This window comes from Pseudomonas sp. dw_612, assembly GCF_018449725.1.
In the GTDB taxonomy this organism is placed as follows: domain Bacteria; phylum Pseudomonadota; class Gammaproteobacteria; order Pseudomonadales; family Pseudomonadaceae; genus Aquipseudomonas.
On the sequence record NZ_JAAVVC010000001.1, the window covers coordinates 367307 to 390353 of the forward strand.

Consider the following 23047-nt stretch of genomic DNA (forward strand, 5'->3'; position numbering starts at 1 on the left):
AAGGAACAACACAATGAAAACTCTGTTTGTCCTCATGGCTCAGTACGACGGCCAAGTGGTTATCCCGCTCGATCGCGTCTGCAAGGACTACTTTACTCACCTCACCACTGACATGTTCCAGCGCAAGGTGATGGCGGGACAAATTAGGATTCCGATTACACGTATGGAGGCAAGCCAGAAGAGCGCCAAAGGCGTCCACATTACGGATCTTGCGGAGTATCTGGACGTGCAGCGCGCCGCTGCGATTAAGGAGAGTCATCAACTAAACAGCGCGCTGCGGCGTGGCTGAATTACTTTAGCAATCTGGCGCCCAGAGTCACTGGCGCCAGCAAGATCTTGTCTTTCCACTCCCACTTAACATAGGGATCACCTCGGCCACGCAGATGCGTATAGCGGCGCATTGAGTTCCAGTCTCGATGTCCGGATACACTCGACACCCGAGGGATGTCCCAGTCCATTTCGAACAGCCGGCTTACACCTTCGTGCCGCAAGTCATGAAAGGTGAGGTCTTCTATTTCAAGAAACTGGCAGGCCCTAGTCCAGGATGCAGAGATTGACCCAGCATCATAAGGAAATATCTCGGGCCGCTCTTTGGGCATGGTTTGAAGAATGGCCCAGGCTTCTGGCGGTAAGTGGCACCACACATCATTGCCGATCTTCTGGCCGGGGTTCTTCATATCGCGAACCAGTACCCGATGGCCGACTTCATCCAGATCGGCCCATTGAATCCGTGTGATTTCTTCTTGGCGACGCGTGGAGAACAGCGCGAACCCGGCCACTTTAAGCATATTGATAGCTGTCGGACGGCGGGCTTGGATGCCCTTGAAGTGTGTCAGCAGTCGATGCAGTTCATCCAACTTAGGACGGCGGTCACGTTCGCGACTGCGCATGTTGTAGCCGAGCTTTTTCAGAACCTTTCGGGCATCAGACATCGCCACTGGATCGACCTCATATCCCCATGCAGGACGAGCCACTGAAAGCACGGCGCCAAGATGGGAAAGATCGTTACCGACCGTCTGGGGTTTAACGTCTCCGCCCTCTTTACTCATGCGCCAAAGCGCATACTCCACCAACTTCTGACTATTGATGTCTTTGTCGTGCAACTTGCCAAAATATGACTCACCGATGGCATTGAGCGTGGCAAGCTTGGTTTTGCCCATCGGCCGGACTTTCTTCATTTCAAGTAAGTAGCGCTCGATCATTTCCTTGACCGTTGCGCCTTTTCGGTTTGCTCGCTCGATGGCGCCTGGTTGATCCAGCTCGGCCTCGCGACTCCGAACCCAGGCCTTGGCGGCCTCTTTTCGGGCGAAGGTCTGGCTCTCTTGGTAAACTTGGGCTCCGTCGCGAACCAAACGTATTTGTGCCGTATAGCTGACGCTGCCATCGGTACGCTTCCTTGCTCTGATCGTGGCCATATTCACCTTGGTACAATTGCAAAATGAGTTGGTATATTGTACCGACGCCTCGAAAAAAACGCCGTTTTACCCCCCAAAATCAGCCTTAAATACGTAGAGCAAAATGATACAGAATCTTGCTACAGCCCCAGTAAACACAAGCTCTGCGCTGTCTCGGCGGTTTAGCGTAGCCCCGATGATGGATTGGACCGACCGCCACTGCCGCTTCTTCCTACGCCTACTCTCCAAAAACGCCCTCCTCTACACCGAGATGGTCACCACCGGCGCGCTCCTGAACGGTGATCACGACCGTTTCCTGCGTCACAACGAAGCCGAACACCCCCTCGCCCTTCAACTAGGCGGCAGCGTCCCCCTCGACCTGGCCGCTTGCGCCCGCATGGCCCAGGAGCACGGTTACGACGAGGTCAACCTGAACGTCGGCTGCCCAAGCGATCGTGTTCAGAACAATATGATCGGCGCAGTGTTGATGGGGCATCCGCAGTTGGTGGCGGATTGTGTGAAGGCGATGCGCGATGCGGTGTCGATTCCGGTGACGGTGAAGCATCGGATCGGGATTAACGGGCGGGACAGTTACGCGCAGTTGTGTGATTTCGTCGGTACGGTTCGGGATGCGGGGTGTACGAGTTTTACGGTGCATGCGCGGATTGCGATTCTGGAGGGGTTGTCGCCGAAGGAGAATCGGGACATTCCGCCGTTGCGGTATGACGTGGCGGCGCAGTTGAAGCAGGATTTTCCGGAGTTGGAGATTATTCTCAACGGCGGGATCAAGACGCTGGAGGCTTGTCACGAGCATTTGCAGACGTTCGATGGCGTGATGCTGGGGCGTGAGGCGTATCACAACCCTTATGTGATGGCTGAAGTGGATCAGCAGTTGTTCGGCAGCACGGCGCCGGTGATTACTCGGGCCGAGGCGCTGGCGCAGTTGCGGCCTTATATTGCGGCGCACATTGATGCCGGCGGTTCGATGCACCATATCACCCGGCATGTGCTGGGGTTGGGCACCGGGTTTCCGGGGGCGCGCAAGTTTCGGCAGTTGTTGTCGGTGGATATTCACAAGGCGAAAGAGCCTTTGGTGTTGCTGGATCAGGCGGCGGAGTTGCTTGAGGGGCGCTAACCCCTCCCTTCGCCTTTAGACGGTCAGGCCGCTGCGGCGGCCGTCCAGTTCACCCACCCGAATAGCCAGGTCGACAGAATCAATAAGCCGAAGGCAATACGGTACCAGGCGAATACCGCGTAGCTGTGGCTGGCAATGAACTTGAGCAAGCCGCGCACGGCGATCATCGCGAAGATGAACGCGGTGACAAACCCCAAGGCAAATACGGGCAAGTCGCTGGCCTGAAACAAATCGAGGTATTTGTAGCCGGAATACACGGCGGCGCCGACCATCGTGGGCATCGCCAGGAAAAACGAGTACTCGGTCGCAGCCTTCCGTGACAGTCCAAACAGCAATCCGCCGATGATGGTCGAGCCTGAGCGGGAAGTGCCCGGGATCATCGCCAGGCACTGCGCGAAACCTACCTTCAAAGCATCCGGCCAACGCATGTCATCCACATGCTCGACATGCACCACATGCTCCCGCTGCTCAGCCCACAACATGACTATTCCGCCCACTACCAGAGCGACCGCGACGGTAATCGGATTGAACAGGTACTCATGGATTTTATCGGCCAGTAATACACCCAAGACAACGGCCGGAAGAAAACCGATCAACAGGTTCAATGTGAAACGCTGCGCTTTAAGTTGGGTTGGCAAGCCTTTGACGATCTCGAATATTTTAGGACGAAACTCCCAGACGACGGCCAGAATGGCACCCAGTTGAATAATAATATTAAACGCCATGGCGCGTTCGCCACCAAACGCCAATAAGTCCGCAACAACAATCTGGTGACCGGTACTGGAAATGGGCAAAAACTCTGTCAGTCCTTCTACTGCGCCTAAAACCAATACCTGCACAAACGTCCAAAACTCCATCAATCCTCCGCCAGGCTATTCTTGTTGAACGCCCCATCAACCAAATAAATGAAAGGCACTACGTAGCAAATGCCTATTAAACAATTAGGGAATCCTGCAGATAATAAAACCCATCAAACAGCATACTCAATACTTGTTATTAATCGTCCGGCTAACGAACTACCGGAAACGCTGATATTGGGACGTGATATTCCGCCCCTAAGGAAATGTGACGAAGCGCACATATTCACCTTATTTCAAGATCAATAGCCCGCAATCACCCGTCAAGATCGTGATGGCCTTTTGGCCATAAAAATCAATCGCCAGCGACCCAAAATAGTGGCACCATTCCATATTGCCATCATCTAAGGGCCCCATTTCACTAGTTCAACTGGCCGCGAGAGGCAACTAAAAGGTCGAAAACCTTTGTTTATGTTAGAAAACTCGGTTTGTCGGGTCTGAAATGCGTTTTGAATGTTACCAATTGTCAGTCACAGATGAGAACCGGTGCTTTAACATCCTGATGTCAGCACCCATTCGAGTCAAAAAGCATGATGCTTACAGGGAAATTAGCGACTAGAAGCCAGCGCCCGACAAATGAAGAACGAGGTGTTCTTACCTTGGGTCGTACCCGCAGCGTGGCCGAGAACTTTAGAGCATTAGTCGCAAGGCACGTACACTCTGATATAGCTATTGATGCTAGCGCTTACACTATTTTACATAAGAAGAATGAACGCCCGGATTTGTACCGCGCTATCTTCATAATCATTGACAGCCCTCATGCATTCGATGAGGGCCTGGCACTGGTGGAAACCCTCCGCTCCACCAACTTGAATCCACTTATATGTGCGGTTATCACAGGCCGAGGTGCCTACAACAAGATGAAGTATTATCTTGCTGGCGCCGACTGCTGCATCAAGATCAATACATTGTCCGACGAAAACACTGAGTTTCTGTCCGAGTTCTTCAGCAGTGAAGAGTGGCAACGGGACGTCAACCTGGTGTTGGACCCCACGCGCATATGCCTGATGGGCACTCGTAAGAAGCTGGACATCTCATTTGCGGAAATGAAAATTTTGGAGGCCTTTGCGCAAACCAGTAACCACATATTAAGTCACGATGAAATCGCCAGAATCATGGGTCTGAACACCAATTTTTACGACCCCCGGGCTTTGGAGAAATCAATCAGTCGTCTTCGCGGAAAAATCAAAGGCATGTATGGCACGAATGCCATTCAAAGCATTCGCGGCTATGGATACCGTTTGATGAGGGGTCTGATCTCGACCGCCTGATTCACCTATGGAAAGGAGTTGTTGCATGAACGCGACTGGAGGTATTTCCCCCGCAAAGGCCCCGTATCGCTCTCTCACCCGGCAACTGATCCTGTCACGTGATGATCGCCCGTTTGCCAGTGAGATAAAGACCCGCCCCCTTCCCGCTCCGTCGTCGTGGACGACGCAGGCGGGCCAACCGTGTGAGCGCAGCAGCGACCCATGGGTGCCGATGCACCGGGAGCCGTCCTCCCTCAAGGACCGTCGCTCGCACAATTCTGAAAAATATCTGAACCGAACGTTTCTCTGCCTGTCTGAACCGAGCCTTGCCAGCATTGCACTAGCTGACGAGCTGATCCGGTCTGGTAACAACCTGCGCGATCTCGGCCACACACTGGTCGTGTCACTCAAGGTGCAACCATTCTGGGAAGTGGATTCCAAATATAAAAAAAACATTATTTATCATATGTATCGCTTGAAAGATCATGGTATAGAAATCGCGCTGGATGACTACACTATCCGACGGAAATCTCTTACACGCTTCGACACTCTGAATCTGTTTAACTACATCAAGGTATCGATTTCATCCCTGGACCAGTGTTTGAAGCTCGAGAGCGATCCTGAGTTTCTCAATCGATTCCATGACCGTATGGTGACACTGCTCCATAACAACAAGATTTCTTTTATTGCCGATCGAGTAGAGCATATCGAGAGCCATTCATTGGCCCGGGCGCTGCCCTTTGATTACTTTCAAGGGAGCTATTACTCCCCTGCCGATCATTTTTAACCAAACTTTGGTGACTACTTTAGGAGAGAGACGTGGAAATAAGTACAACCCTCCCCAGAAAATATTTTGTTGTCGTGACTCACAGCATTACTTCCCAGCGTGAGCTCGAAACCATACTGTCCAGCGAGCGATTCAACTCGTTTGGTACGTCCCAGGCACAAATGTTTATCGAAGGTGTTGCCCCGCCCTCTTCCGCCCCCGTGCTGATGGAGTTCACTTACCCAAGTGGGTCAAGGAAAAATGTCGCCCACACGATCGAACATGAGACACAGAACATACTGGCCACCCTTGAAGCGGAATGGTCGGCAGCTCAGTCCGGTGTCACGCCAACTCCTGTCGAACTTAGTGATATCCCCCGAGAACATGAGGACATCGAGCCATACAGCGAAGCCTGGCAACTCGACGATGATCAAAGTGTGCTGATCAAGGAAAACGTCGAAATCAACCTCACTGGACTGGAAGCCGCTCTCGTCAAGAAGATGCTCCACCATGAAGATCGTGTCGTCAGTCGGGATGATCTGATTCTAAGTATCGGCCGGGAACCGGAACAGTATCGCGGACTGGAAATGTGCTTGAGCCGATTGCAGGACAAGTTCAAAAGCGCCAGCAAAGGTGAACGACTGTTTCGCGCGGTAAGAAACCGTGGTTATTGCCTGATCCAGGAAGTTGTATCAGAGCCGCATCACGCCTGACCCACCTGAAACAAACATATGACAGTGCTATTACAACAATAAAAAGTGCACTTTGTTTGTTACCTCCCGCTCCAAACACCCCCCCAATTTCGACCTTTTCTAACATCTCATATTTATAACCCATAAAGTTGGCACTTTGCCATCTTGTTAGAACTCGTCAGACAGCCCTCCCCATCAATAACTTAATCTATTGACTGACGACAGTTGGATCTCTCGACGTTGTTAGTCCCAGGGCATTAGTTAAAACAATAACAATCCTGTTTAAACAACTCGCGGTTCGACTGTCGATACCTGAATGGACGTCTTTTGGGGATATCGCATGGATCTTACTCTTCGTATCAATCGAAATACCGGCCTCAAGGGACTGACCTTTTGGGGCCAATGGGCGCTGGCACAGGGCTTTGTCGTTGCATTGCTGTTTGTACTTGCCGAACAGCATACCGGCGCGGTCGAGTTCTATTACCGGGTGTGCGCGGCACTGAGCGTACTGGCTTCGGTGCCGGCCTACACGTTCAGTGGCGTCTACCGCAAAAGAGACAGCTACCTGACGGGGTTGGGACGCCTGTTCATGGGTTGGTCCATGACCATGGCTGCGCTGGCCTGCATGGCCTTCATCTGCAAGGCCGACGAGCTGTTTTCGCGGCAGGTGATTCTCAGTTGGGCGGTGTACGGTTTCCTCGGGCAAGCGCTGCTGTACGCGCCGTTGCACGGGTTCTCCAAGTACTATCAGCGGTCGCGAAAAAGCGAGCATCGGACCCTGATCGTCGGGACCGGCGAGTTGGCGCTGGGCCTGGCCAAGAAGTTGAGCAGCGTCGAAAACCTGCCCTTGGTGGGTCTGGTCAGCACGGGTACCGTTGCCCCGCTGGAACCGGATGCCCCCCACATCGTCGGCGTGCAGGAAGATCTGCTCGAGTTGATCAGCTTCCATGACATTCGACGCTTGTACATCACCTTGCCGCTGAGCGAAGCGGCAAAAATCGAAGCGATGTACGTCGATTTGCTCGGTGCCAATGTCGACGTGGTCTGGGTGCCGGACCTGAACAGCCTGACGCTGCTCAATCACTCGGTGCGGGTTGTGGACGGTCTGCCGGCGATCTATCTGAATGAAAGCCCATTGACCAGCCAACCCACCGCTGCGCTGAGCAAAAGTCTGGTGGAAAAAAGCGTGGCGCTGTTGGCCATCATCCTGCTGAGTCCGGTGCTGGCGATTATTGCGCTGGCGGTGAAGCTCAGTTCGCCCGGCCCAGTGTTCTTCAAACAGGACCGCCATGGCTGGAACGGCAAGGTGATCCAGGTCTGGAAGTTTCGCTCGATGCGGGTCCACGACGATCACGAGGTCAAGCAGGCCAGCCGCAACGACTCGCGCATTACCGCCGTCGGGCGCTTTATCCGCCGCACTTCGCTGGATGAACTGCCGCAACTGTTCAACGTGCTGCAAGGGCACATGGCCCTGGTCGGCCCACGGCCTCACGCGGTCGCCCACAACAATTACTATTCGGGGAAAATTCTGGCCTACATGGCTCGCCACCGAATCAAGCCGGGGATTACCGGGCTCGCACAAATCAATGGTTGCCGTGGCGAGACGGACACCCTCGACAAGATGCAGAAACGTGTGGAGATCGACCTCAAGTACATCAATAACTGGTCGCTGTGGCTGGACCTGAAGATCCTGGTGAAGACGCCCTTTACCTTGCTCTCGAAGGACATCTATTGATGGCGTGAAGGTTGAAACATCAGCACCACAAGGGGACGAAAGTCCCCTTTTTTGTGGCTGGGATTAACCGGTCGGCAATCCACAAATCCCTGTGTGCGGGCTTGCTCGCGAAGGCGGCGTGTCAATCAACCTATAGGTCGACTGACACGACCTCTTCGCGAGCAAGCTCGCTCCCACAGGGGTTTTGGGTTGTTCACAAATACCAGGCCCAACCCGAGCGAATGTGGGAGAGGGCTTGCTCGCGAATGCGGTGTGTCAATCAACCTATAGGTCGACTGACACGACCTCTTCGCGAGCAAGCCCGCTCCCACGGGGTCCAGGTGTGATGTAACGATCGTTACTCGGTGATCTTCTCGAAGTTGCGGTAGAACATGTCGTTGTCGCGGCTATCAGTCATCGAATGCAACTGGAAACTGCGATTGAGCCGTGCGCCGCCGTCCCGGGTCAGTGGCGACCAGACGAGGTTGGCGCGGCGCATGGTCGACATGCTCATCAATTCATCGAACGGAATGGACAGGTACAGGCCTTTGTCGAAACTACCTTCGCCATATTCGGCGCCAGTGGCGGTGGTGATCGTCGCCCAGGCCCCGAAGCGTACGCCGTTGGAGAACTCCCGCGAGAGGTCGATCGTGGTGCCCCAATCCCCAGCCAGGTAGCGTCCGACGCTGACCGCAGCCAGTGTGTCGTAGGGCAAATCGGTATAGCCGGTGATATGTCCGGTGACGACCGAGTAGTCCCGCAGGCCAAAGCCCTGGTCGAATTCGCGCTGGCGCACGTAGTTCAAATCCGCGCCGACCGACCAGCGCTGGCCCGTCGGGCGAAACAGCACCTCGCCGCCAACGCCGGCAAACATCGATTCCAGATAACCGCCGTAGACCATGCCATACAAGTCTTTGTCCAACTGCTCGGCGTGGCTGACCTGGAACAGCGGCATGGTGACTTCGGACGTTGTCAGGTACTGGCGCAAGTCCGTGCGCACCCGGGGCAAGCCACTGGGTGCGTCGTATTTAAAGCCGTCAAAGTTATTCAGCAGATTGGCGCTGAGCAGGCCGCTCCACCAGGTGTTGCGGTTGAAGCGATACTCGGCGTCCGCATCAGCACTGAACTGATAGAAAAAACCGTCAGGACCACCGACGTTCTGTTTGAAACCCAACCCGGCCCCGTAGCTGAAGGGGTCGCGGGCTTCGGTGTAGAGGGTCTTTTCGTTGTGCGGCATCGCCGGGTTGATCTCAGTGGTGCGGTGCAACGCTTGCAGCGGTTCCTCGTTATTGAGCACTTCGCGAAAGGTTTGCCGTGGCACGCTGGTTTCTTCCAGTGGCAGGTCGTAGCGCTTGTTGACCAGAGTGAACCAGTCGATATCGGCGTTGACGCTGTTGTCCAGAATCCGGCTGGCACGCCCGACCGCTTTGGCCGAATGAAAATAGCGACCCTGCTCGCCGTAGACGATCAACTCGAAACCGCGCTGGCTGATGCGCTCGACCTTGTAGCCGGCATTTTGCTGCAGACGCCGGGACACATCCGGCCAGTTGACCTGATCCATCGCGACGGCTGGCGCCTTGGCCGGCAAAGGCTCCGCCGGCGGATCGAAGCTCTTGGTCGGGGCCTTGCGGCTGACGAAGTTGGTGTGAAAGGTCAGGCCGAACATCGCGGTGTTGCCCCGCTCCCAGGCCGCACTCACGTCCAGCGAGTCGGTCACTTTGAACACAGCGCCGAGGTTGATCGGTGAATCCTGCTGGATCACGTTGTCCTTCGGCTCGTGTTTATAGTCGTTGCCTTCGTACTCGAGTTTCAGACTGAGCCGGTCCCACGGCGTCTGGTAGGTCACGCCGCCGAACAACGAAGGCTTGCCACGAAAGTAGGCGCCGGCGTTGACGTCGCCAGTGCCTTCCATGTCCGGCCGGGTCTTGAAACGATCGTCGAGCCAACCCGCCGGGTTGTCGAAGTCGCCGCGGTTGCCCAGATAACCCCAGGCAATCCCGGCAGTGAAATCAAAATCGTCGTAGCGCTTGCTGGCCACCAGGAATTCACTGGAGAACAGGCCTGTACCGCCAATATCTCGGAAGCCCAACGCCACGTCGGGCGCCCAATGGGTTTCCTGCCACAACCGGACTTTGAGATCGACCGCCTTATCCTTATAGCTCTGGTTGCCGCTCAACGATTCGGGGCCGTAAGGCCGGTTGGTGATGGCGGTGTAGCGAAATGCCCCTTCCAGCCAATCGAACGGCTGTAGCGCCACGCTGTAACGGCTATAGGGCTCGGTGCGGTTGGCGTTCACGCTCAACTCGCCGGCCGGGGACATCCGGGCGGTCGGCGTCTGCCACAAGCCAACGCCACCGAAATCATTCTGGGTCAGACGCGGCTCGGCATGCGCCAGCCCACAGGGCAATAACAACACAGCTGCAAAACGTAAATTCAATGAACCACCTCAGCCAATTGCGTGGCAAGAAATTCGGCCAACTGCTGATTCAGTTCAGGGATAGGCGGATCGAGATCATCATTTTTGACTGGCACGAGAATCTTGCTGCCGGCGGCAGGCACCTGCCCGCGCTCACGATTCCACGGCGCAATGCCGACCTGGCGGGTGACGCCGCTGGGCTGGATCAGCCACAGATAATCGGCCTCCGCATCGTCCAGGATGGCGCATCCTTTTAGGTACTCCCGGGCCTCTTGCCCGACGACATGCGGCAATCGGCACGGTTCGGCGACGGCGCCGAGCACTTCAACTTGATCGACGCGCAACGGATAGATCAGGCGATCGCCGTCGCTCAGGTGAACGTTAGGGGCGAACCCGACCTCGATCGCCACCGGGTCCAACACCGTGACCTGGCGCCCGGTGACTGGCATGCGGCTGACTTGCTCAAACAGCCGCGTCGCCAGTTCTACCCGGCCGGGTCTGTCGAAGATCAGCGCTTCACGCCGCAACACCTGCAAGTCGAACAGCACCCCGGTCTTGAGCCGGGCCTGCTCTTCCAGCAACGACTGGCGCAGCAACCCCGCCGCCAGCCAATAGCTTTCGGCATTGGGCACGGCGACGCTGATCACGTCCGACAGCCGTCCGCCCGGCGGCAAGTCGACCGGCCCCGGGATTTGCACATCGCCCGAAACCGTGACCGCTGCCTGGCTTGCGCTACTGATCAACAGCAGGCACGCCGACAAAAACACCCACCGCTTCAACGGGCAAACCTGCGTTCTGGGGTCAGTTGCACAATCTTGACCCGCAGGCGCGTGGTCAGTTGTTGCTCACTCTTCAAGATGAAACCGTCAACCGGATCGACCCAATAACGATTGGTCGCACGCAAGCCAATGGCCGGGGCGTCAATCTGCTCATCGACACGTAGCACGGCGTATTCCTTGTTGAGGATTTCCAGGGTTTCCATGGACTTGCGCGAGAAGCGACTGTTCAGAATCACGCCCGTTTCGCTGCCGCGATAAAGATCGATCCAGCGCTGGCTGGTGTAGCCATCGGGCAGCGTGTGCAGGCCTTGCTTGAAGGGCGAGGCCGGCGCCAATCGCGTGCCGTCCAGATCGCCCTCGACACCGAGGCCGATGGTGCGCACCGCGAGACCGTCGCGCAGCAGCAACACCTGTTTGCCGGACGCGACCCAGAACTGCAGGTCGCCCCGCTCACGCACCATCGCCAACACCCCGGAGCCGGACGGCGTGGTCAAGGTGATCTGGGAAAATTCAACCCGGGCCACTTCGGCAGGCGTGACTTCCAGTTCATCGGGGCCGACCACCGCAGCCTTGAAGTTGCTCAAGGAAGCGGTCATCAGCGGGTTACAGCCACACAACAACAAGGCCGCTATCAAACCGACGCCAACTTTCAACGTTTTCACAGACCTGACCTTATTTGCCGTTATCCCGGACTTCACTCAGGTTCTTCGCCGAGGAAGCGCCCACGCCGAGAATGGCCGCCGATGGCACCAATTGGCTGATGAATCGGTTCCAGCGCGTCACGTTGGCGGGGCCGACGTAGACGATGTCCTGGGGCCGAACATTGAAGTGCGTGGCGAGCGCCATGGCGGTCGGCGACTCGGCTTGCAACTGGTAGATTTTTGCCGGTTCCACATCGAGGTTTTCCACCCCGCGAATCACGTACACGGCGTTGCCGTTGGAGGTGGTCTGGCTCAAGCCGCCGACCGAACCGAGGACATCGGACAGGTTCATGGTGCCGGTCTTGAACGTCAGCGCGCGCGGCTGATTGACTTCGCCCATGACGTAGATGCGCTTGTTGTCGTTGTACGGCAGGTACAGCTGATCGCCACCCTTGAGGTAGACGTTCTGCAACTCGGAATCCTGCTGGTTGAGCGCGTCGAGGTTCAGCGGATAGACCCGCCCGTTGCGCGTCAGCAGCAAGCCGGACAAATCCGCGTTCTGCGGGTCGATGCCGGCCGTGCCGAGCGCTTCGACCACGTTCAGCGGGTTGGTGGAAATCGGTTGCGGACCGGCCTTCGATACCGCCCCCGACACCACCACCTTCTGGCTGGCGAAGCGCAACACTGCGACATCTACTTGCGGGTCGGCGATGAAGGCCGACAGGCGTTCGGAGATGTCCTCGCGCAGTTGCTGGATGGTCCGGCCGGCGGCCTGGACCTCCTTGATATAGGGGTAATACAACGTGCCATCGGAACGCACCAGGCGACCGTTGGCATCGATCTGCTGTTGCGCGCCGGAGGGCGCCGTCAGCTCGGGATGGTCCCAGACCGTGATGTACAGGACATCGTTGTTGCCGATGCGGTACTCGGCCGGGGTTGTCAGCAACTCCGCCGGCAGCGACGTATGTTTCTGCGTGGCGCGGTCCATCGCAATGAGCTTGGGCGTGATCGGAATCAGCTCGACGCGACTGCTTTCACTGGCCCCTTGGCGCGTGATATCGCTGGTGCTCAGGTATTGCCCCGGAGAAAACATACAACCTTGCAAAGCGATACTGGCCAACATCAAAAAAGGAAAACTACGAGTCATAATGGCACTACGCTATTCAAGGGCAAATCCAGCAAGGTCACCCGACTTTCATCGGGCGACCTTGTATTACACCTACAGAGTGACTCAGTTACTGGTGCCGGTTGTCCCGGTAGTACCTGTGGTCCCGGTGGTTCCGCCATTGGCGTTGCCACCACTGTTGGAAGCGGCCACTGCACCCGCAACCATCGCCGTACTGGCCGCAGGCGCTGTGGAAGCGGCTACGTTACCGGCGACATTAGTTGCTTGTGTCAGCGGCGCTTCCGCTGCGGACGCCCAGTTGCCAAACATCGACAACAGGGCAATTGCCATCACTTTTTTCATATCAACTCCTTTCTAACGTTCGGCTCTGTTAGAAAACAAAGCGTGCAGTTAGAGGTGGAAAGATCAAGCCGCAAAAAGTGCGAACAAGATCCGTTGTTCATCCACAATCAAACTTGATTGATAGATGTCGAACGGCAGGGCTTATATCTACGGATTTGCCGGATTTAACTCCAGCCTAATTTCCCGACGTTACTTAACATTCCTGTCGGTTTATAACATTCGGCACAATCAATACTTATCCGAGGTAACCCTTCGGGTGGTTCGATTGCCAGCGCCAGGTGTCGGTCATCATTTGCTGCAAACTGCGCGTCGCCTTCCAGCCCAGTTCACGGGCAGCCTTGGACGGGTCGGCCAGGCTCTCGGCGACGTCACCCGAGCGGCGCGGCAATATCCGATACGGCACCGGCCGTCCCGACGCCTGCTCAAACGCATGCAGCACCTGCATCACGCTGTAGCCGTCGCCCGTGCCCAGGTTCCAGATGTTGATGCCGGTGGTCTGTGAAATCGATTGCAAGGCCTTGAGATGCCCGTCCGCCAGGTCCACGACGTGGATGTAATCACGCACGCCGGTGCCATCCGCCGTGGGGTAGTCGTTGCCGAAAATCGACAACTCTTTCAGGCTGCCGACCGCCACCTGGCTGATGTAAGGCACCAGGTTATTGGGAATGCCATTGGGGTCTTCACCCAAGTGGCCGCTGTCGTGGGCGCCGACCGGGTTGAAGTAGCGCAACAGGGCGATGCTCCAGCGCGGCTCGGCCGTACACAGGTCGCGCAGCACGTTCTCGACGATCAGCTTGGATTGGCCGTAGGGATTGGTCGGGTTGCCCGTCGGGAAATCCTCGCGAATCGGCATCTGCTCCGGCGCGCCGTACACCGTCGCCGATGAGCTGAACACCAGACGAAACACACCGGCGGCCGCCATTGCCTGGCACAGCGTGATGCTGCCGCCGACATTGGCTTCGTAGTACTCGAGCGGCTTGCGCACGCTTTCGCCGACGGCCTTGAGTCCGGCGAAATGCAGGACCGCATCAATCGCGTGTTGCTGGAAAATCCGGTCGAGCAAGGCCCGGTCGCAGACATCCCCGTGAATCATCAGCGCACTTTTGCCGCAGATGGCTTCCACGGCATGCAGCGCAGCGTCGGAACTGTTGGAAAGATTGTCCAGCACCACCACGTCAAAACCCGCTTCAAGCAGCGCAAGTGTAGTGTGCGAACCGATATACCCGGTGCCACCCGTTACCAGAATCTTCATAGAGCGGTCCATAGTGGGGTCGTAAGTGCGCAATAACATGTGCCGATCAATAGTTACGTCGACCAGACAGTCATACCGGGTACTTATTTAGCACTCTGAAACGCTCACCACTATCAACAGATACCGACGAAAAATAACTAACAAGCCGCGGACGGACAACTCATAACATTCCGTTGTTATACACCGCACAATAATTGCCATTAACAACCCATCTCAGGTATTAAAGTAGTCGCTTAAACAAGAAACTTACAACCACCTGTTATTTAATCCGCAGTGGGTTGTGATCAATGACTTCCAGGGTATTTTTATGATTCGTAAATGTTTGTTCCCCGCCGCGGGTTATGGCACGCGTTTCTTGCCGGCCACCAAAGCCATGCCCAAGGAAATGCTGCCGATCGTCAACAAGCCGTTGATCCAGTACGCGGTAGAGGAAGCACGGGACGCCGGTCTGCAACACATGGCCCTCGTGACCGGTCGGGGCAAACGTGCGTTGGAAGATCACTTCGACATCAGTTATGAGCTGGAACATCAGATTCGCGGCACCGAAAAAGAGAAATTCCTCGCTGGCACCCGCGAGCTGATCGAAACCTGCACCTTCTCCTACACCCGGCAGGTGGAAATGAAAGGCCTGGGTCACGCGATTCTCAGCGGTCGCCCGTTGATCGGCGATGAACCCTTCGCCGTGTCGCTGGCGGATGACCTGTGCCTGAACCTGAAAGGCGACGGCGTGCTGGCGCAGATGATCCAGCTCTACAAGAAATACCGCTGCTCGATCGTCGCCATTCAGGAAGTGCCTCGGGACCAGACCCACAAATACGGGGTGATTGCTGGCGAGTTGATCGCCGACGGCGTGTACCGCGTCAGCAGCATGGTTGAAAAACCCAACCCGGAAGACGCCCCGTCCAACCTGGCCATCATCGGCCGCTACATTCTGACGCCCGATATCTTTGATCTGCTCGCCGATACCCAGCCCGGTAAGGGTGGGGAGATCCAGATCACCGACGCGCTAATGAAGCAGGCGCAAAACGGTTGTGTCCTGGCCTACAAATTCGACGGTTTGCGCTTCGATTGCGGCGGCGCCGAGGGTTATCTCGACGCGACCAATTTCTGTTACGAACACCTGTACCTCAAGGGCCTCTGACCAGGCCCTCAACCGTCGCCCACTCTTCATTCAGGCAGGCCATTATGAACATTGCAAAAAACTCGGCAGACATTGAACGGGAGGTGGGTAACGTCGGGGTGATGTCATGGATGTCACGGTATCCGTCGTTGTCCTCCCCCACCGAAACCTGGCTCGGCGCCCTGCTGATGGTGGAACGCATCGGCGTGTTTCCTTCGTCCGGGGAAATCCGTCGGCCGATTCGCGATCCTGATTCGCTCCTCGCCCACCTGAAAAACCTCTACGGCGAGCAGGCGCTGGATATCGACGAACGCGCCGGGCTGAAAGTGATTTTCAGCGACTGGCGATTCCGCGCGCGCATTGCCGGCAGCGATCCGGCGATTGTCATCACGGTGGAAACCCGGTGTGATCCGCAACTGATGCCGCTCAAGACGGCGGAGTTGTTGAGTCAGTTGGAGCATTTCGAGAAAGGCAGGCGCTGAAGGCTAAGCACCGCCCCCCCTGTAGGAGCGAGGCTTGCCCGCGAAAGCGGTGAATCATGCGATGAAAATGTCGACTGACATGACGCTTTCGCGGGCAAGCCTCGCTCCTACAGGTTCTGCGTCTTGGCTCACTGACAGATGTTCTGCGGCGCGACGATCAGGCTGTAGAGATAATCCGCAATCACCCGCCCTCCCGCCCCCGGAATCGGGTGAATCTTGTCCGGGCCGATCATCGGGGCGGGTCCGCCCAGGGCATAACGTTTGACGTCGGCACCGAACGCGCACTGCATATTCGCGTAACCCAAGTGCTCCTTGCGCGCCCAGGGTTCCAGCACCTGCGCGTACGCCGACATCGGATAGGCACTTGAACGCGTAGTGTCCTGGCGCAGGATCAGGTTGATGCTCGCCGCCGGATGAACCTCGCGCACCATCCGCACCAGGCCTTGAATGTTCTGCAGATAGGTTTCGGGTTTCACGCCAAAGCCCTGGTCGTTGCCGCCCAGCATGATCAGGTAAATGTCCGCTGGAATCCTCGACACCACCGCTTTCCACTGCGCCTGCCACGGGCCATCGTTGTGATAGAAATCAGCGGAGGCCGCGCCGGACGCCGCGAGTTTGGACACCCGGACGCCGTCCTGTTGATTGCTCAACCACAAGCCGAACAAGGTGGGTGCGCCGTTCACCACTTCCAGCCGAAACGCCCACTCGGGCTGCTTGGAAAAGCCTGGTAACCGGACCTCCTGAACACCTGAACCGTCGAGTTTCAACGAATGCCAGGGATCCGACGCAGTCCAGCGATAACGCACCTCACTGGCTTTCCCGTCGCCCAGGTACAGCAATTTCGCCTGGGCGATGGACGTATCAACGCTGGCGGTCGGGCGCGCATCGATCTCCAGATAAGCACCCGGCCGGCCGGTGATGGTGCGACTGTCCGGGCTGGCCTGGCCAAGTCCGGACACGCTCCAATCACCACCGAAGTACTTTTCGCTGCCGCGGGTGTATGTGTAGTGGGTGCCGCCAAGCGCCGCGCCGTGGTTGAATCCGACGTAGCCCGGCCCGGCAAAACCCGCCTTGTGGGTAAGCCGCTGGACAAGCTTGTTCAGATAAAAATCCTGCCCGGCGCTGTAACTGTCGCCAATCACCGAGATGGCCAACACCTTCCCCGCCTTGCCTTCGCGCCACTGCGCAAAACGTTCGCGAGCGTCACCGACTTCAATCACCGAAGCCGCTACGGGACGCGCTTCATCAACTGCAAACATGCGTCATTTCCTTCATCAGGATTACGCCACCGTCACCAAGACAACCGGCTAATTATTGGTTAACACACTCTTCGTAGCAGCTGCCGAGCAGCGCGAGGCTGCGTTCGGCGGCGAAGCCGTCGTAAACCCTGCGCTCGAGGTCTACCTGAAACACCGCGTCGCCTGATTTCACGACGGCTTCGCCGCCGAACGCAGCCTCGCGGTGCTCGGCAGCTGCTACAGAGCGCGTTACGGCTTAACTCGCTGGCATTACGACTACGGGTGGCTTTTTAAATGTGACCCGCTCACCCAGGAACAGCACGGAGGTGACGTTGAATCGACTGAAAATGCTCGACAACACCACCGGCCCCAGCAGACCCAAGGTCACGCCGCTGAGCACCAGAACGCTGTCATCGCTCACCCCCAGACGCCCCAGCACGGCTCGCGAAGTGGCGGCAAACAGCACATGAAACAGGAAGATCGCGTAGGAATAACCGCCGAGCCAGATCAGCCAGCGCACCTGCAAGTTACTCGACAACAGCGCCACGCACGACACACACCCTACCAGCAAGCCGACCAGGCTGCGGCGATCGACGATCAATCCGCGATCCACCGTCGCCACATACAGCAGCACCGCCGATATCAAGACGAACACCAACGGCCCGATCACCCTGAACGTTTGCCTGATCTCGCTGACCTTTTCATGGCCAATCATCCCCAGCACAAAAAACGGCAGCAGATAAACCGCGCCATTGATGCCGAACGCATCCACCGCAAACGGCGGCAGCAGAAACACCGCCGCCGCAAACCCCAGCAACAGAAACTGGCGCGTCACCGTCCGCAACAAGCCGCGCCATTCCAGCAACCCGACAAACATGAAGATGATGAACACCGCCTGCAAAAACCAGAAGTGATTGACCGGGATATAGAACGAAAACAGCGCATCGATCACGCCTACGTCCTTGTTCACTCCGGGCCCGATCGCTTGCAGCACCGAGAACGGCACCCCCACGCAAAACAACGGCACGATCAGCCGCCGGACCTTGCCGACCACGTAGGCCTGGAAGTCATTGCCGCGGATTTTGTAGATGGAATAGATATAGCCCGAGATGAAGGTGAACAGCGGCATGCGCACGTACACCATGGAATCGGCGATCACCCGGAACGGCGATCCAACGTCTATTTTCAAGCCGCCGCCCAAGGGGCCAATCACGTGATAGAGCACCAGCAGCAGGCAGGCCAGACCGCGCAGGGTTTCGATCTCCAGCGACTTTTTCTTGCTCGACATAAAACGCAAACCTCAGCTCAGGATTCTTGATTCAACCAGCACAGGTTTCTTTGCGCGCAGCTGCAAACCCAGGCCCATGAACAGCACCGGCACCACCATGGAAAAATGCCGGGCGAAGGAACCGAAGTCCGGTTCGAACAAGCCCTGCACCAACAAAAAGGACAGGGGAATGGCGATCAGCTCTTTGACTTTGGTGTCGATGCGCGCGCCCTTGTAGTCGCTGGACGTGATCATTTTGAACATCAGCAGCGAGGTCATCATCATCAACACCACGAAGATGATCTGGCCCAGACCGGACAGCAGAATCAGCTCCACGGGAAACGACAAGCGAAAAAAGATGCTCATCGAGTCCAGCGCTTGCGACACAAAATCACCGCCGCTGATCCACGAAACGATCAGCGACTTCGAACCCTCCTCCCCCGCCGTGCGCAGCTCATTGTTGCTCGCGCGAATCGACGACACCGAGTAGCCGACCACCAATTGAATCGCCGTGGCGATGGCCAGGTAGAACAGAAACAGCATCAGGAAGAAGGTCATCCGCGACACGTACTTCTTCATCACGCACACGCCGAACCAGGCCAGGGAAAACAGGATCCAGTAGGGTCGGATCAGCACGCCGTAGATCACCGCCGAGCAGAAAAATCCGCCGCGATAACGCCTGGAAAACGAGAACAGCAAAATGGAAATCATCGCCACCGAGACGATGATTTCCTTGGTCAGGTTTTCGAGGAAAAACGAGCGGACCACACCCCACAAACACAGGGTAAAAAAGATCGTCAGCGGCATGCGCCGGAACATCAACACCGGTACCGCCGTCAGGAACAGATTGCACGCCATCCCGTAGGCCCAGGCGTTGGTCAGGTTGATGCCGGTGGGTCGCAGCAGGTACGCCGAGCACTCGTAGGATGAGCGGTCTGGCGAGAACGGATTCCAGAAATTGCAGTTGTCGGCGCGGGCGTAGGACGACCACAACGTCATGGCATCGGGGCCGGGATCGCGGTGCATCAGCAGCGGCATGGCGACCGACAAAAACAAGCCACTGAACAGGATCAGGAACGAGATGGACGAGTCGAGCTTTCTGCCGCGAAACTCGATGGAAGGTAGCTTCACGCGGTCACCTTCACGCGGGCAAACCGGGTCAGCACAGCGATGACACCGAGCTGCACGGTGATCGAAAAGACATTCCCCCACGCCGCGCCATAAATCGAGTAGTGCTTGATCAGCAGGTAACTCACCGGCAGGGAAACCGCCAGGCAGATCGCCGCGCTGGCCAGTGATACCCGGCTGTTTTTCGACGCAATCAAACCGCCCCAGACGATGTCGCCGACCGCGCGCAGGGCAAAGGAAAAAATCAGCACAGCGAGCAGATCGTTATCCGGACGCGGCACTGTCGTCGCGACGTAAACGAGCACGACATTGAAGAACAGCACAATCATCAGCGCCACGGCGCCGGACAGCAGCAGCGCGCGCATCACCCACTGATTGACGAACAACTGCCGAACCGTCAGCGCCTGCTGATCGTTCTGATAGCGCTTGGCGAGCACCGGTATGCCCACCACCGCGACCACGGCGTAGGACAGCGCTTGCAAGGTGTTGGCCGCCGACCAGGCGTAAACGTACTTGCCCAGACTGGCGTAGGGCTCGAGGTCGATAATCAGGAAGCGCTCGGCGTACTGACTCAACGCGATCAGCCCCGTGCCCAGGTAAAACGGCAATCCGGCTTTCCACACCGAAGCGGTGGTCAGCGCACCGGTCACCCGCCCACGGTGAACGTTCACCACAATCAGGTAACCGGCCACCATCACCGACACGTTGGCCGCTACCCACAACCACAGCACGCTGGCAATGTCGGTCACCCAGCCCAGCATCATCCCGGCCAGGGCCAACAGCGCCCAGAGTCCGGTTTTGGTAAAGAACAGCAGCGCGCCCCACGTGGCTTTCTGCGCGGAAAACACAAAGGAATTGATTTCGAATGACAGGTGCTCGGTGAGCAGCAACAGCGCCACACACACGATCAGCGTGGCACTCGCCTCAATCCCCTGAAACTGCGAATACACCGTGACCGTCACCAGCGACAACACAATGCCCACGGCCAGGTACAACAGCAAAACCCTGTCGACCACCCACCGCGAACTGCGCCCGACGCTGATCAGTCGATTGATTTCGGAGCTGAAACCGACGCTGTAGAACTTCGACGCAATCAACGAGGCGGCCACCACCACGCCGTAAAAACCCAACGCGTCATAGCCCAGGTAATGGGTGATGGCCAACACCAGCAGAAACTTCGCGCCTAACGCTCCGCCCCGGAGCAGTAGCCGAAATATCATCGAACAATGCCCTTGATGATCCCGTCCATGACCTGGGTCTTGGCTTCGATCTCGCGGCAGGTGTCCGTCAACCGCTGACCAAATCGGGACAGGGCATTCTGCGCGTAAACCGTGTTGATGATGGTGTCGACATTGATGTCGCCGCCATTGATCACCCAGTCTTCCACGCCCATGTCCTGATAGGCGCCAAAGCCCTTGCGCTCATAGCTGATATGGAACGCCGGGACGCCCGCCAGCAGCGATTCGATGGCACCGTGCAAACGCACGGAAATCACCAGGTCCGGTTGATATCTGGCCAGGGTTGCCTTCAGCGGCAGCAAGTCTTCGGTAATGCCCAACTCGCGATAGAACGCGCCGTCATCGTTGCCCCGCACCGCGCTTTGCACTGCGCACACCACTTTGCTTTTGTTCTTCAAGCGTTGCAGCAGCAGCTTCAGGTTCGCCACGTAACCGGCCTTCTTTTCCTTGCTCCACGCCGGGGGTTTACGCAGCACCACGCAGACCACCGCCGGGCTTGCCGCGCACCGGGTGAACTTGGGTTGCTGGAGAATCTTGCCGGCCAAGGCCTGCACCGCCAGGTCCGGGGCGCGGTAGACATTTTCATACGTGCCGAACAGCTCCGACGACCTATTGTCGCGGACAAATACCGCGTCGGCCTGGGCGTAATGCTCGACGATCTTGCTGCCTTCGCCGTGGAACGGACCAATGCTTTGCGGCAGGTACACCGACGGCACTTTGCTCAGGATCGCGGTTTCCAGTTGCTTGGCGTGCCCGAGTTTCAGCTTGATATGTTCGAAGGCGCTTTTGGAGCGCATGTAGCCACCGCCGACGCCGACGATCAGATCGCTCGCTTTCAATACATCCGCCAGGCCCGCGTAGGACTGATTCAGGAACAGCGCTTGCTTGACCCGGCCCAAGCCCTTGGCCGCCATGACCGGCGCGTCGTGGCGCAGATAGGGTAAGTAGCTGAAGGATTTCGGGTCCGAGGCCACGACGCTGATCGAGGTGTCGGCACCAAAGTTTCGCAGCACCAGGGCGATGGCCAGATCCACGAGCAAACCATCACCGGAATTGGACGCGCTGTAGCCATGCAAAATCGTTACGTTCATAAGCTGATATCTACTTAATAAGTGGGAGCGGAATACGCGTCGTAGGTCTGCTTGATCATCAACGTGGCACTGAACCGCTCACGGACCTTTTCGCGCCCCTGGACGCCAAGCACCAGCAAACCGGGCTTCTGGATGTTCACCAGCAGCTTGGTGAGTGCCTGATGATCTCCGGAGGGAAACACGTAGCCCGTCACGCCGTGGGTGACCAATTCGGGCAAGGACGTGCAGTCGCTGGCAATCACCGGCAGCCCCATGGCCATGCCTTCCAGCGGCACCATGGCAAAGCCTTCCCAGCGACTCGGAACGATCAGCGCATCCGCCGCCTGATACAGCGCATTCACTTCGGCCGGCGTCACCCAAGGTATGTATTCAACCCCGTCCATTTCCGGGCAATCGACGGTGTCCTCGTTGACCGCACTGCCGACCACCGTCAGTTTCAGGTCCGTGCGCTGCACGCCCGCAAACCCCTTGAGCAACACATCGAAGCCCTTCTGATAGTCGAGCCGTCCCACAAACAACAGATGGATCGGCGCTTGACCGGGGATTTTCGGCTCATCGTCTTTGTAAGGAATGCCGTTGTAGATCAACTTCATCCGCCGACGCTCGATGCCAAACCGCGCGGCTTTGTCCAGTTCGTACTGGCTGACGCAGATGATCACGTCAGTGACTTTCTGCAACAGCCGTTCAATCAGCGAATAGACTTTCTGCTTGGCCGGCGAACTCTCCATCAGGAATGAAAAGGCGTGGGGGCAGTAGATAATCTTTGGCTTGCGCCACGGCCGCAGCAGCACGCACACGCAACGGCCAATCACCCCGGAAAAGGTGCTGTGCAAATGCACCACATCGGGTTTTTCCTTGAAGATCAAACGGGTCAGTTGCCAGGCGAATCGCAGCAATGAGCGCACATCGCGCTTGGTCCGGTCGAAGGTGCGGATCTGTTGCTCATCGATGCCGTGCAGCTCTTTTTTCTGATCAAACGGGATCAAGTACACCAGTTCATAGTTCGCAGCCTCGCCCTCAGGTGGCGCCGATATCGTGCGAATAACGGTGGCCACGCCACCCTTAATCGTTTCGGCCACATGCAGTATTTTTTTCACAATCCACCCATTTCCATTCAGG

22 protein-coding genes are annotated in these 23047 nt (G+C 57.1%); 8 read left to right on the top strand and 14 right to left on the bottom strand.

What is annotated here, in order from left to right:
• The first annotated feature begins 13 nt into the window (after positions 1-13).
• Complete coding sequence (locus HB680_RS01730; protein WP_213936864.1) at positions 14-289, top strand: pyocin activator PrtN family protein; 276 nt, start codon at positions 14-16, stop codon at positions 287-289.
• A gap of 1 nt (position 290) precedes the next feature.
• Here HB680_RS01730 and HB680_RS01735 read toward each other — a convergent pair whose 3' ends face one another.
• Positions 291-1415: a tyrosine-type recombinase/integrase gene (locus HB680_RS01735; RefSeq protein ID WP_213936865.1), complete on the bottom strand. Its 1125-nt coding sequence runs from the start codon at positions 1413-1415 to the stop codon at positions 291-293.
• Positions 1416-1518: 103 nt separating this feature from the next.
• On the opposite strand from HB680_RS01735, the gene dusA reads away from it, so the two are divergent.
• On the top strand, positions 1519-2529 hold the full coding sequence (gene dusA / locus HB680_RS01740) for a tRNA dihydrouridine(20/20a) synthase DusA (RefSeq protein WP_213936866.1): 1011 nt from the start codon (positions 1519-1521) through the stop codon (positions 2527-2529).
• Positions 2530-2552: 23 nt separating this feature from the next.
• Here dusA and HB680_RS01745 read toward each other — a convergent pair whose 3' ends face one another.
• Positions 2553-3386 (bottom strand): undecaprenyl-diphosphate phosphatase, encoded by an 834-nt coding sequence (locus HB680_RS01745; protein WP_213936867.1) that lies wholly within the window; start codon positions 3384-3386, stop codon positions 2553-2555.
• Between the two features lie 530 nt (positions 3387-3916).
• Here HB680_RS01745 and HB680_RS01750 point away from each other — a divergent pair.
• The 4 genes from HB680_RS01750 (at position 3917) to HB680_RS01765 (ending at position 7829) form a co-directional block, all read left to right on the top strand.
• On the top strand, positions 3917-4657 hold the full coding sequence (locus HB680_RS01750; protein ID WP_213936868.1) for a winged helix-turn-helix domain-containing protein: 741 nt from the start codon (positions 3917-3919) through the stop codon (positions 4655-4657).
• 25 nt (positions 4658-4682) lie between these two features.
• Positions 4683-5423, top strand: a complete 741-nt coding sequence (locus HB680_RS01755) for an EAL domain-containing protein (RefSeq protein ID WP_213936869.1) — start codon at positions 4683-4685, stop codon at positions 5421-5423.
• A 32-nt stretch (positions 5424-5455) separates the two neighbouring features.
• A complete protein-coding gene (locus tag HB680_RS01760) occupies positions 5456-6115 on the top strand; it encodes a winged helix-turn-helix domain-containing protein (RefSeq protein ID WP_213936870.1) in 660 nt (219 codons plus the stop codon).
• Between the two features lie 319 nt (positions 6116-6434).
• Positions 6435-7829, top strand: a complete 1395-nt coding sequence (locus tag HB680_RS01765; RefSeq protein ID WP_213936871.1) for an undecaprenyl-phosphate glucose phosphotransferase — start codon at positions 6435-6437, stop codon at positions 7827-7829.
• A gap of 337 nt (positions 7830-8166) precedes the next feature.
• Here HB680_RS01765 and HB680_RS01770 read toward each other — a convergent pair whose 3' ends face one another.
• The 6 genes from HB680_RS01770 to galE form a co-directional block, all read right to left on the bottom strand.
• Positions 8167-10245, bottom strand: coding sequence for a YjbH domain-containing protein (locus tag HB680_RS01770; protein ID WP_213936872.1), 2079 nt, complete (start codon positions 10243-10245; stop codon positions 8167-8169).
• On the bottom strand, positions 10242-11003 hold the full coding sequence (locus tag HB680_RS01775) for a capsule biosynthesis GfcC family protein (protein ID WP_213936873.1): 762 nt from the start codon (positions 11001-11003) through the stop codon (positions 10242-10244). Before HB680_RS01775 ends, HB680_RS01770 begins: the two co-directional genes overlap by 4 nt.
• Entirely contained in the window at positions 11000-11665 is a 666-nt protein-coding gene (locus HB680_RS01780) for a YjbF family lipoprotein (protein WP_213936874.1), read from the bottom strand. The genes HB680_RS01775 and HB680_RS01780 overlap by 4 nt, the downstream gene beginning before the upstream one ends.
• 10 nt (positions 11666-11675) lie before the next feature.
• Positions 11676-12737: a polysaccharide biosynthesis/export family protein gene (locus tag HB680_RS01785; RefSeq protein WP_213936875.1), complete on the bottom strand. Its 1062-nt coding sequence runs from the start codon at positions 12735-12737 to the stop codon at positions 11676-11678.
• Between the two features lie 138 nt (positions 12738-12875).
• Positions 12876-13112 (bottom strand): hypothetical protein, encoded by a 237-nt coding sequence (locus HB680_RS01790; RefSeq protein ID WP_054054211.1) that lies wholly within the window; start codon positions 13110-13112, stop codon positions 12876-12878.
• A gap of 235 nt (positions 13113-13347) precedes the next feature.
• Positions 13348-14364, bottom strand: a complete 1017-nt coding sequence (galE, locus tag HB680_RS01795; RefSeq protein WP_213936876.1) for a UDP-glucose 4-epimerase GalE — start codon at positions 14362-14364, stop codon at positions 13348-13350.
• A 307-nt stretch (positions 14365-14671) separates the two neighbouring features.
• Here galE and galU point away from each other — a divergent pair, with 307 nt between their 5' ends.
• Positions 14672-15505: a UTP--glucose-1-phosphate uridylyltransferase GalU gene (gene galU / locus HB680_RS01800; RefSeq protein WP_213936877.1), complete on the top strand. Its 834-nt coding sequence runs from the start codon at positions 14672-14674 to the stop codon at positions 15503-15505.
• A gap of 44 nt (positions 15506-15549) precedes the next feature.
• Entirely contained in the window at positions 15550-15966 is a 417-nt protein-coding gene (locus tag HB680_RS01805) for a mannose-1-phosphate guanylyltransferase (RefSeq protein WP_213936878.1), read from the top strand.
• A 128-nt stretch (positions 15967-16094) separates the two neighbouring features.
• Here the strand turns inward: HB680_RS01805 and HB680_RS01810 are convergent, their stop codons facing one another.
• From HB680_RS01810 to HB680_RS01835, 6 genes are all read right to left on the bottom strand, one after another.
• Positions 16095-17225, bottom strand: a complete 1131-nt coding sequence (locus HB680_RS01810; RefSeq protein WP_213936879.1) for an SGNH/GDSL hydrolase family protein — start codon at positions 17223-17225, stop codon at positions 16095-16097.
• Positions 17226-17460: 235 nt separating this feature from the next.
• Positions 17461-18492 carry an acyltransferase gene (locus HB680_RS01815; protein WP_213936880.1) on the bottom strand — a complete coding sequence of 344 codons (1032 nt, stop codon included), beginning with the start codon at positions 18490-18492 and terminating at the stop codon, positions 17461-17463.
• A gap of 12 nt (positions 18493-18504) precedes the next feature.
• Positions 18505-19602, bottom strand: coding sequence for a hypothetical protein (locus HB680_RS01820; protein WP_213936881.1), 1098 nt, complete (start codon positions 19600-19602; stop codon positions 18505-18507).
• Positions 19599-20819, bottom strand: coding sequence for a polysaccharide biosynthesis C-terminal domain-containing protein (locus HB680_RS01825; RefSeq protein WP_213936882.1), 1221 nt, complete (start codon positions 20817-20819; stop codon positions 19599-19601). Before HB680_RS01825 ends, HB680_RS01820 begins: the two co-directional genes overlap by 4 nt.
• Positions 20816-21928: a polysaccharide pyruvyl transferase family protein gene (locus HB680_RS01830; protein WP_213936883.1), complete on the bottom strand. Its 1113-nt coding sequence runs from the start codon at positions 21926-21928 to the stop codon at positions 20816-20818. The genes HB680_RS01825 and HB680_RS01830 overlap by 4 nt, the downstream gene beginning before the upstream one ends.
• A gap of 14 nt (positions 21929-21942) precedes the next feature.
• On the bottom strand, positions 21943-23025 hold the full coding sequence (locus HB680_RS01835; RefSeq protein WP_213936884.1) for a glycosyltransferase: 1083 nt from the start codon (positions 23023-23025) through the stop codon (positions 21943-21945).
• Between the last annotated feature and the right edge of the window lie 22 nt (positions 23026-23047).

What these genes read in the sequence shown, in the direction of transcription:
- HB680_RS01745 (WP_213936867.1), bottom strand. Translation starts at nt 3,386, where the DNA reads ATGGAGTTTTGGACGTTTGTGCAGGTATTGGTTTTAGGCGCAGTAGAA.
- HB680_RS01805 (WP_213936878.1), top strand. Translation starts at nt 15,550, where the DNA reads ATGAACATTGCAAAAAACTCGGCAGACATTGAACGGGAGGTGGGTAAC.
- HB680_RS01785 (WP_213936875.1), bottom strand. Translation starts at nt 12,737, where the DNA reads ATGTTTTCTCCGGGGCAATACCTGAGCACCAGCGATATCACGCGCCAA.
- HB680_RS01735 (WP_213936865.1), bottom strand. Translation starts at nt 1,415, where the DNA reads ATGGCCACGATCAGAGCAAGGAAGCGTACCGATGGCAGCGTCAGCTAT.
- HB680_RS01830 (WP_213936883.1), bottom strand. Translation starts at nt 21,928, where the DNA reads ATGAACGTAACGATTTTGCATGGCTACAGCGCGTCCAATTCCGGTGAT.
- HB680_RS01765 (WP_213936871.1), top strand. Translation starts at nt 6,435, where the DNA reads ATGGATCTTACTCTTCGTATCAATCGAAATACCGGCCTCAAGGGACTG.
- HB680_RS01755 (WP_213936869.1), top strand. Translation starts at nt 4,683, where the DNA reads ATGAACGCGACTGGAGGTATTTCCCCCGCAAAGGCCCCGTATCGCTCT.
- HB680_RS01750 (WP_213936868.1), top strand. Translation starts at nt 3,917, where the DNA reads ATGATGCTTACAGGGAAATTAGCGACTAGAAGCCAGCGCCCGACAAAT.
- HB680_RS01730 (WP_213936864.1), top strand. Translation starts at nt 14, where the DNA reads ATGAAAACTCTGTTTGTCCTCATGGCTCAGTACGACGGCCAAGTGGTT.
- HB680_RS01825 (WP_213936882.1), bottom strand. Translation starts at nt 20,819, where the DNA reads ATGATATTTCGGCTACTGCTCCGGGGCGGAGCGTTAGGCGCGAAGTTT.
- dusA (WP_213936866.1), top strand. Translation starts at nt 1,519, where the DNA reads ATGATACAGAATCTTGCTACAGCCCCAGTAAACACAAGCTCTGCGCTG.
- HB680_RS01790 (WP_054054211.1), bottom strand. Translation starts at nt 13,112, where the DNA reads ATGAAAAAAGTGATGGCAATTGCCCTGTTGTCGATGTTTGGCAACTGG.
- HB680_RS01815 (WP_213936880.1), bottom strand. Translation starts at nt 18,492, where the DNA reads ATGTCGAGCAAGAAAAAGTCGCTGGAGATCGAAACCCTGCGCGGTCTG.
- galU (WP_213936877.1), top strand. Translation starts at nt 14,672, where the DNA reads ATGATTCGTAAATGTTTGTTCCCCGCCGCGGGTTATGGCACGCGTTTC.
- galE (WP_213936876.1), bottom strand. Translation starts at nt 14,364, where the DNA reads ATGAAGATTCTGGTAACGGGTGGCACCGGGTATATCGGTTCGCACACT.
- HB680_RS01810 (WP_213936879.1), bottom strand. Translation starts at nt 17,225, where the DNA reads ATGTTTGCAGTTGATGAAGCGCGTCCCGTAGCGGCTTCGGTGATTGAA.